The organism is Paenibacillus sp. A3M_27_13, from assembly GCF_024213315.1.
Classification (GTDB): Bacteria; Bacillota; Bacilli; order Paenibacillales; family Paenibacillaceae; genus Paenibacillus; species Paenibacillus polymyxa_B.
Window position 1 is genome coordinate 221,457 of sequence record NZ_JANAVE010000009.1, and the last position, 7,162, is coordinate 228,618.

Consider the following 7,162-nt stretch of genomic DNA (forward strand, 5'->3'; position numbering starts at 1 on the left):
TGCAAATATGTCTGTTATCAATTTTTAAACATAATTAACATGCATTACCCCACTTATTATACAGAAAAACAATGCAAGAAAGACCCCTTAATACATAAGGGGCCTTTCTATTGTGCTATTTACTGCTCATTCACACCAGAGCGTCTTAAATCACGTAACGGATTGCCACCCACAAATGCACCTGCGGGCACGTCTTTATGCACGACCGCTCCGGCCGCTACGATAGCTCCGTCACCGATGGTCACACCCGGCAAAATGGTTGTGTTGGCGCCGATCAACACATGATCACCAATCACCACTTTACCGATACGATACTCCTCTATGAGGTATTCGTGAGCCAGTATCGTCGTGTTATATCCAATGACCGAATTGTTCCCTATCGTAATATGCTCCGGAAAAAAAACATCTACCATCACCATCAGGCCGAAGGCCGCATGTTGCCCCACCTTCATCCCCAGCATTCTGCGGTAAATGACGTTTTTCAGAGAAAGCACAGGACAATACCGGGCAATCTGTATAAAAATAAAGTTCTTAATGCCTTTCCAGCGGCTCACCGTCCGATAAATCTGCCACAACGCATTGGGACCTTCTACAGGATAGCGGTTCACCTTTCTCACGATACATTGACACCTTGAAGCTCCAGCTTCAGCAAATCCCGCATATCATGCAACATGTAGTCTGGCCCATATCCGCGCAGAGTTTCCTCACCCTTGAGCGACCAAGCTACACCAGCCGATTTCACACCTGCTGCCTGAGCTGACAAAATATCAAAAGAACTGTCTCCGACCATCAATGTATGCTCTGCTTCAGCATTCAAACCTGCCAATGCCTTGAGCACTGGCTCAGCGTGTGGCTTTGGATGCTCCACATCGTCTACCGTCACAATATAGTCCATAGAGGAGGTCAGATTGAACAGGTTAAGTACACGTAACGTGGATGGTCGTATTTTGGTTGTCACAACCCCCAGCTTAATTCCTCGCGCACGCAACTCCTGAATAACCTCAATGACATATGGAAATGGCTTCACCATTTGATCATGATGAATCTGATTATAAGCACGGTAGTCCTTAACTAACCCAGATACATCCGTTAATCCCGAAAAAGTACGGAGTTGATCGTCCAGCGTTCCACCCATATGAGGAATAATATGCTCCCGCGTCAGCGGATCAGCATCCGGATGATTCAAAATGTGTAGAAATGTGCTGATAATCAACTCATTCGTATCCATGATGGTGCCGTCTAAATCAAACAAAATCGTATTTATCATAGATGCTCCTTCTTGTCCTCGTCCGTGTCTTCCTTAGGTAGCTTATCCGTCGTAGCTGTTGGAGGAACCGCGCCCTGTCCTGGACGGGATACCTGTTCTGGCGTCACGTCAGGTACCTGATCAATCCCCGCTTTGCTGGAGATAATCGGATCGCTATACCGAGCAACAGATGTGCCCTTCCGGCGACGAACCAAAATGAAAATCACAGCGGCTACCACAATGAAAATAGGCAGCAATTGCGAGATCCGTACATTACCGTAACTCGGGTCCAGATGCCCTGGTTCAAACCCTAACCACACCATAGGAGACCACAAAGCATTCACAAAGGAAGCCAGCCAATCTGGTCCCTGAAAAGCCAAACTATCCGTCCGTACACGCTCGATGAAAAAGCGGCCAATCGAGTACCAAATGAAGTAAAACGCAAACATTTCGCCTGCACGTACAAATTTCATACGACGAATGACGAGCAGCAAAATCACACCGACAATACTCCACAGTGATTCATATAAAAATGTAGGGTGATGGAAAACCCCGTTAACGTTCATCTGATTCACAATGAAATCCGGCAGATGGAGCTGATTTCGCAAAAATGTTTCTTCCGTCGGTCCACCGTAGGCTTCCTGATTGACAAAATTACCCCAGCGTCCAATCGCTTGACCGATCAGTAGGCCTGGTGCACAAATATCAGCGATACGCCAGAAGTTATACCCTTTATACCGGAAATAAATGACCGCACATATAATGGCCCCGATCAAGGCACCGTATATCGCAATACCGCCGTTCCAAATTTTGAAAACATCCCATAGATTATCTCGGTAGTCTTCCCATTTGAAGGCTACATAATAAATACGCGCTCCAATAATAGCTGATGGAACACCCAGAAGCAGCATATCCATAAAAAAGTCCTGCGGAATACCGAATCTTTTTCCTTCACGGATGGCGAGATATAAACCCACAAGCGCCGCCAGCCCCAAAATAAGCCCATACCAGTGGACCTTGATTGCCCCGATTGAAAAAGCGATCGGATTCAGCAGTAATGTTGCCGTTGACATATGTTTCTCTCACTCCTCGTTCTTCCTTGCAAACGAACAAACCTTAATCCATCTCTTCCATATCTTCAGAAATCGTAGCAGTCAGCTTGTTTGTAAATTGCAGGGCTGCATTAACGCCCATTTGTTTCAAACGATAGTTCATCGCCGCCACCTCGATAATAACAGCCAAGTTTCGGCCCGGACGAACTGGGATTGTAACCAGTGGAACATCTGTATCAATAATGCGTGTCGTTTCCTCATCGAGACCAAGACGGTCATACTGCTTGTCCTGCTGCCATGCCTCCAGACGAACAACCAATGTAATCCGCTTGTTATTACGAACTGCGCCAGCACCAAACAGCGTCATCACATTAATAATGCCCACGCCACGAATTTCCAAGAGGTGACGGATCAGCTCAGGTGCCGTACCATGCAGCTGAAAATCGGACGTTTGCCGAATTTCTACCGCATCATCTGCTACCAAGCGATGTCCACGTTTAACCAGTTCCAGTGCCGTTTCACTTTTACCAATTCCGCTACTTCCTGTGATAAGCATTCCCACGCCATACACGTCACACAGTACACCATGAATAGTCGCCGTAGGAGCCAGCTTTCTTTCGAGAAAGCCTGTGATGCGGCTTGATAAAATCGTCGTCGCCATATTAGTGCGCAGTACAGGAATATCTCGCTCTGCGCTCGCCTCCACTAGCTCAGCCGGTACCTCCAGACCACGTGTGATAATAATGCATGGAGTCAGCTCTGTACACAGACGCTCCATCCGATCCCGACGCTCCTCAGGAGGAAGCATCCCCAGAAAAGCCAACTCAGACCTTCCCAGAAGCTGTACCCGCTCCTGTGTATGATATTCAAAATACCCGGCCATCTCCAGACCTGGGCGATTCAAATCATCCACTGTGATCAGTCTTCGCAGACCTTTTTCACCAGAAATAACTTCCATTTGAAACTGCTGTACAAGCTCGGATACCTTTACCTGTTTAGCCATTGTATTCTCCCCTTCATCTGCAACACCGGATTCTATACGTCATTTGATTTATGTAGCTTTACCCTATTAACCATACAGCCCAACGCCAGTCTATGCTGCACTGCATCAATCCACACTCCATTTGATTTAACACTATGGTTCCAGGCTAACTCTATTCCGACAGCTGGATTGATCCCATCTAGGACCCTTGCCAACGAACCTTGCCTGCATCTAGACCTGTACCATTGTACCCATCGTATCGGAATTTTCCAATGAATGCAATGCCGAAGCTAGTAGCCGTATGCGATATACAAAAAGAGTCGCAGTTCTCCGCTTGGGGAAAACTGCGACTCTCTTCCAGAGGCAAATTTTATTCGCCAACCAGAATACTCAATTCCGATTCCTTATCAAAAATATGAACCTTGTTCATATCAACAGCCAACTTCGCTTTGACACCATCACGAGTATTGGAGCGTCCGTCTACACGGGCAATAATCGTATCATTTCCGGCACCGCTCAGGTACAACAGCATTTCATGACCGAGATTTTCTGTTACATCCACAGTGGATGTAAAGATTGTATTCGGAGAAGCCTCCAAGAATACAGGCTCTTCATGAATATCCTCAGGACGGATACCCAAGATCACATCTTTGCCGATATAGCCCTTCGCTTTTAAAATCTGTCCTTTACCTTCTGGTACGAACAGATCCAGACCCGGCGCAGTAAAATGCAATGCACCTTCTTTTTCAACCAGCTGACCTGTGATAAAGTTCATCGTAGGAGAGCCGATAAAACCAGCAACGAACAGATTCACTGGACGGTTGTACAGTTCATCCGGGGATGCAGCTTGTTGAATGATACCATCCTTCATAACGACAATCCGATCACCCATCGTCATGGCTTCAATTTGGTCATGTGTTACATAGATACAAGTGGTTTCAAGGCGTTTAACCAGTTTAGTGATTTCAGCACGCATTTGACCACGAAGTTTAGCATCCAAGTTGGAGAGCGGCTCATCCATCAGGAAGACTTGAGGATCGCGGACAATCGCACGGCCCAGAGCGACACGTTGGCGTTGACCACCGGACAGCGCCTTAGGTTTACGTTCCAGCAAGTGCTCGATATCGAGTATTTTGGCAGCTTCGCGTACTTTCTTGTCGATTTCTTCTTTCTTAACTTTGCGCAGTTTCAGACCGAACGCCATGTTCTGGTACACGCTCATGTGCGGATACAGGGCGTAGGATTGGAATACCATCGCGATATCGCGGTCCTTTGGAGCCACGTCGTTCACAACACGATCCCCAATGTACAATTTACCATCTGAAATTTCCTCCAGACCAGCAATCATACGAAGTGTAGTAGACTTCCCGCAACCGGAGGGACCAACCAATACGAGGAATTCTTTATCTCGAATGTCCAAATTGACATCAACAACCGTAGCTTTATCTGCACCCGGATATTGCTTGAAAATATGCTCTAAACGTACACCAGCCATAGCTTTTGCCTCCTAAGATCGAGTTATGAAATCGAATACATTTCTTACTTGTATCTTACCCTAGTCCTTGTAGCGTGGCTATTCGCAAACTGCACAAAGATGCTATTTCCTTTTTGTCACTTTGTACAATAGGAGATAGAGCTTGACCAAAACCGCATCATTAAACGTCCGCACGTCCAATCCGGTCTCCTGTTTGATCTTGTCCAAACGGTAAATCAACGTATTTCGATGCACATACAGACGCTTAGCTGTCTCACTCACATTACAATCCAACTGAAAAAAGATATCTAATGTAGCCATCGTTTCTGAGTCTTCCAGTATGACAGATGATTTCATTACCTGCTCTAAAAATAGTACGCGTTGTTCCTTGGGAATGCGGTTTAACAGCCTTTCTAAATGAAGCTCCCATGAAAAGTGGATGTGCTCTGTTACATGAAAAATCTTGCCCAGATGTATCGTCTCCCATAACAAATTCAGCTCTTGGGGAAGACTTTGCAAAGGGATCGAAGGCTTAGAAACCGCCAAATGGAATACACCCACCCACTCATTCGCAATAAGCTCATATAGGCCCAAGCTAAAAGCCGTAAGAACCTCCTCCAGCGATTCCGTAAAATCTGCATCCCTGGACTCAGTGTCTTTATCCCGTTCATCGTCCGCACCTAATAAAAGCTCCTTTTTAGCCATAATCAGCCAAGACTGTTCGTCCAATGGTGTAAGCAGCACATCCCCTCCAAAATAGCTTGCGAACAATCGATGAAGCTGCGTATAAGTAATAGCCCCCTCCTGTGTTCCCTCGCCATTCAGTAAAATCGGAACCATACACGCTGATAGCGAATCACGAAGCTGCAATTCATCAGGAACCTCTTCTTCCCTGTTTAAATTGGCAGCCTGCTGTATGAGCCATTGTCCAAAACGATTCATCCGCTCTTCCTCGCTATAAATCGGGTTGTCCGACAATTGTGGACCGTTCTGCCAGACCTGCTCCATGTTCCCCAATAGCGCTTCTACCAGTTTCCGTTCTCGATCCGTCAAATATCTGGCCTCTACCACAAAGGCAGCCAGTTCACCTGCCGACGCACGAAACGGAAAATATAACTTGTTGTCACGGACAAACGATCTATCCGGAATAACTGAATCGGCTGTCTCTCCCTCTGCCATCATTTCCGGGCACCAAGGCACTATGGTAAAAGGCGCTTGAATAATATTCTGAAGCTGTTGCTGAATCCATTCTGTATCCAGAGTCACGCGATCACCACTTCACTTTTTTTAGAATATAGAATAAGCACTGAGCGAACATAATGAACTCATTATAACCTGTCGATACCGTAAAATAAAAAAGCTATATAAAAACATAACTTAAAACAATACAAAAAAAGCCATCAACCTATAGTTGATGACTTCTGATGAGCCATGAAGGACTCGAACCTTCGACACCCTGATTAAAAGTCAGGTGCTCTACCAACTGAGCTAATGGCTCGTAAAACTGGTGGAGGATGATGGATTCGAACCACCGAACCCGTAAGGGAGCAGATTTACAGTCTGATGCGTTTGGCCACTTCGCTAATCCTCCATATAAAGGTGGCTCGGGACGGAATCGAACCGCCGACACGAGGATTTTCAGTCCTCTGCTCTACCGACTGAGCTACCGAGCCATACCCATTAACAAAAAAATAAAGTGCGGAGGGATACCCCTTCCCACTTTAGTACGGAAAAACTATTGAATTGAAAAATGGCGGAACTGACGGGATTCGAACCCGCGATCTCCTGCGTGACAGGCAGGCATGTTAGGCCTCTACACCACAGTTCCCTAGATTTTTCAAAATTCAAAAATGGTGCCGGCGAGAGGACTTGAACCCCCAACCTACTGATTACAAGTCAGTTGCTCTACCAGTTGAGCTACACCGGCACAATGGTGGAGGCTGAGGGGATCGAACCCCCGACCCTCTGCTTGTAAGGCAGATGCTCTCCCAGCTGAGCTAAGCCTCCTGGGTATGTATGGTAGCGGCGGAGGGGATCGAACCCCCGACCTCACGGGTATGAACCGTACGCTCTAGCCAGCTGAGCTACACCGCCATAACATAATATTTCGCTAGCTTGTCCTAAATGGCGGAGAGAGAGGGATTCGAACCCTCGCACCACTTTCGCAGTCTAACCCCTTAGCAGAGGGTCCCCTTATAGCCACTTGGGTATCTCTCCATATAAATGGACTCGCTTAGCAAAATTCCGCAAGTTATTCTTTAAATCAACAAAGTGATTTGGAATATCAAGCGCAATTTCAAGGTTACACCCTGAAAACTGGATCCGAAACTCATTTGCGTTTTATTTAGGATAAGCCCTCGACCGATTAGTATTGGTCAGCTCCATGCATTACTGCACTTCCACCCCCA

At 46.5% G+C, this 7,162-nt stretch carries 6 protein-coding genes and 8 tRNA genes; all 14 read right to left on the reverse strand.

All coding sequences use genetic code 11. From position 1 onward, the window contains the following. Window positions 1-119 precede the first annotated feature (119 nt). Window positions 120-617, reverse strand: a complete 498-nt coding sequence (locus NLX82_RS23750; RefSeq protein WP_028541869.1) for an acyltransferase — start codon at window positions 615-617, stop codon at window positions 120-122. Further along, entirely contained in the window at window positions 614-1,267 is a 654-nt protein-coding gene (gene ppaX, locus NLX82_RS23755; protein WP_028541868.1) for a pyrophosphatase PpaX, read from the reverse strand. The genes NLX82_RS23750 and ppaX overlap by 4 nt, the downstream gene beginning before the upstream one ends. Further along, complete coding sequence (gene lgt, locus NLX82_RS23760) at window positions 1,264-2,319, reverse strand: prolipoprotein diacylglyceryl transferase (protein ID WP_023986466.1); 1,056 nt, start codon at window positions 2,317-2,319, stop codon at window positions 1,264-1,266. Before lgt ends, ppaX begins: the two co-directional genes overlap by 4 nt. A 43-nt stretch (window positions 2,320-2,362) precedes the next feature. After that, window positions 2,363-3,301, reverse strand: coding sequence for an HPr(Ser) kinase/phosphatase (hprK, locus tag NLX82_RS23765; protein WP_013308232.1), 939 nt, complete (start codon window positions 3,299-3,301; stop codon window positions 2,363-2,365). Window positions 3,302-3,650: 349 nt separating this feature from the next. Continuing rightward, window positions 3,651-4,775, reverse strand: coding sequence for an ABC transporter ATP-binding protein (locus NLX82_RS23770; protein WP_028541867.1), 1,125 nt, complete (start codon window positions 4,773-4,775; stop codon window positions 3,651-3,653). A gap of 102 nt (window positions 4,776-4,877) precedes the next feature. Then, on the reverse strand, window positions 4,878-6,020 hold the full coding sequence (locus NLX82_RS23775) for a PucR family transcriptional regulator (protein WP_023986464.1): 1,143 nt from the start codon (window positions 6,018-6,020) through the stop codon (window positions 4,878-4,880). A gap of 159 nt (window positions 6,021-6,179) precedes the next feature. After that, window positions 6,180-6,252 (reverse strand) — tRNA-Lys (locus NLX82_RS23780). Window positions 6,253-6,259: 7 nt separating this feature from the next. Beyond that, a tRNA-Tyr gene (locus NLX82_RS23785) sits at window positions 6,260-6,345 on the reverse strand. A 9-nt stretch (window positions 6,346-6,354) separates the two neighbouring features. Next, window positions 6,355-6,427, reverse strand: a tRNA-Phe gene (locus NLX82_RS23790). A 78-nt stretch (window positions 6,428-6,505) separates the two neighbouring features. Next, window positions 6,506-6,582, reverse strand: a tRNA-Asp gene (locus NLX82_RS23795). A 23-nt stretch (window positions 6,583-6,605) separates the two neighbouring features. Beyond that, window positions 6,606-6,681: transfer RNA gene (locus tag NLX82_RS23800), tRNA-Thr, on the reverse strand. 4 nt (window positions 6,682-6,685) lie between these two features. Then, window positions 6,686-6,761: transfer RNA gene (locus NLX82_RS23805), tRNA-Val, on the reverse strand. Between the two features lie 10 nt (window positions 6,762-6,771). Further along, window positions 6,772-6,848, reverse strand: a tRNA-Met gene (locus NLX82_RS23810). A 31-nt stretch (window positions 6,849-6,879) separates the two neighbouring features. Beyond that, window positions 6,880-6,971, reverse strand: a tRNA-Ser gene (locus NLX82_RS23815). Window positions 6,972-7,162 lie beyond the last annotated feature (191 nt).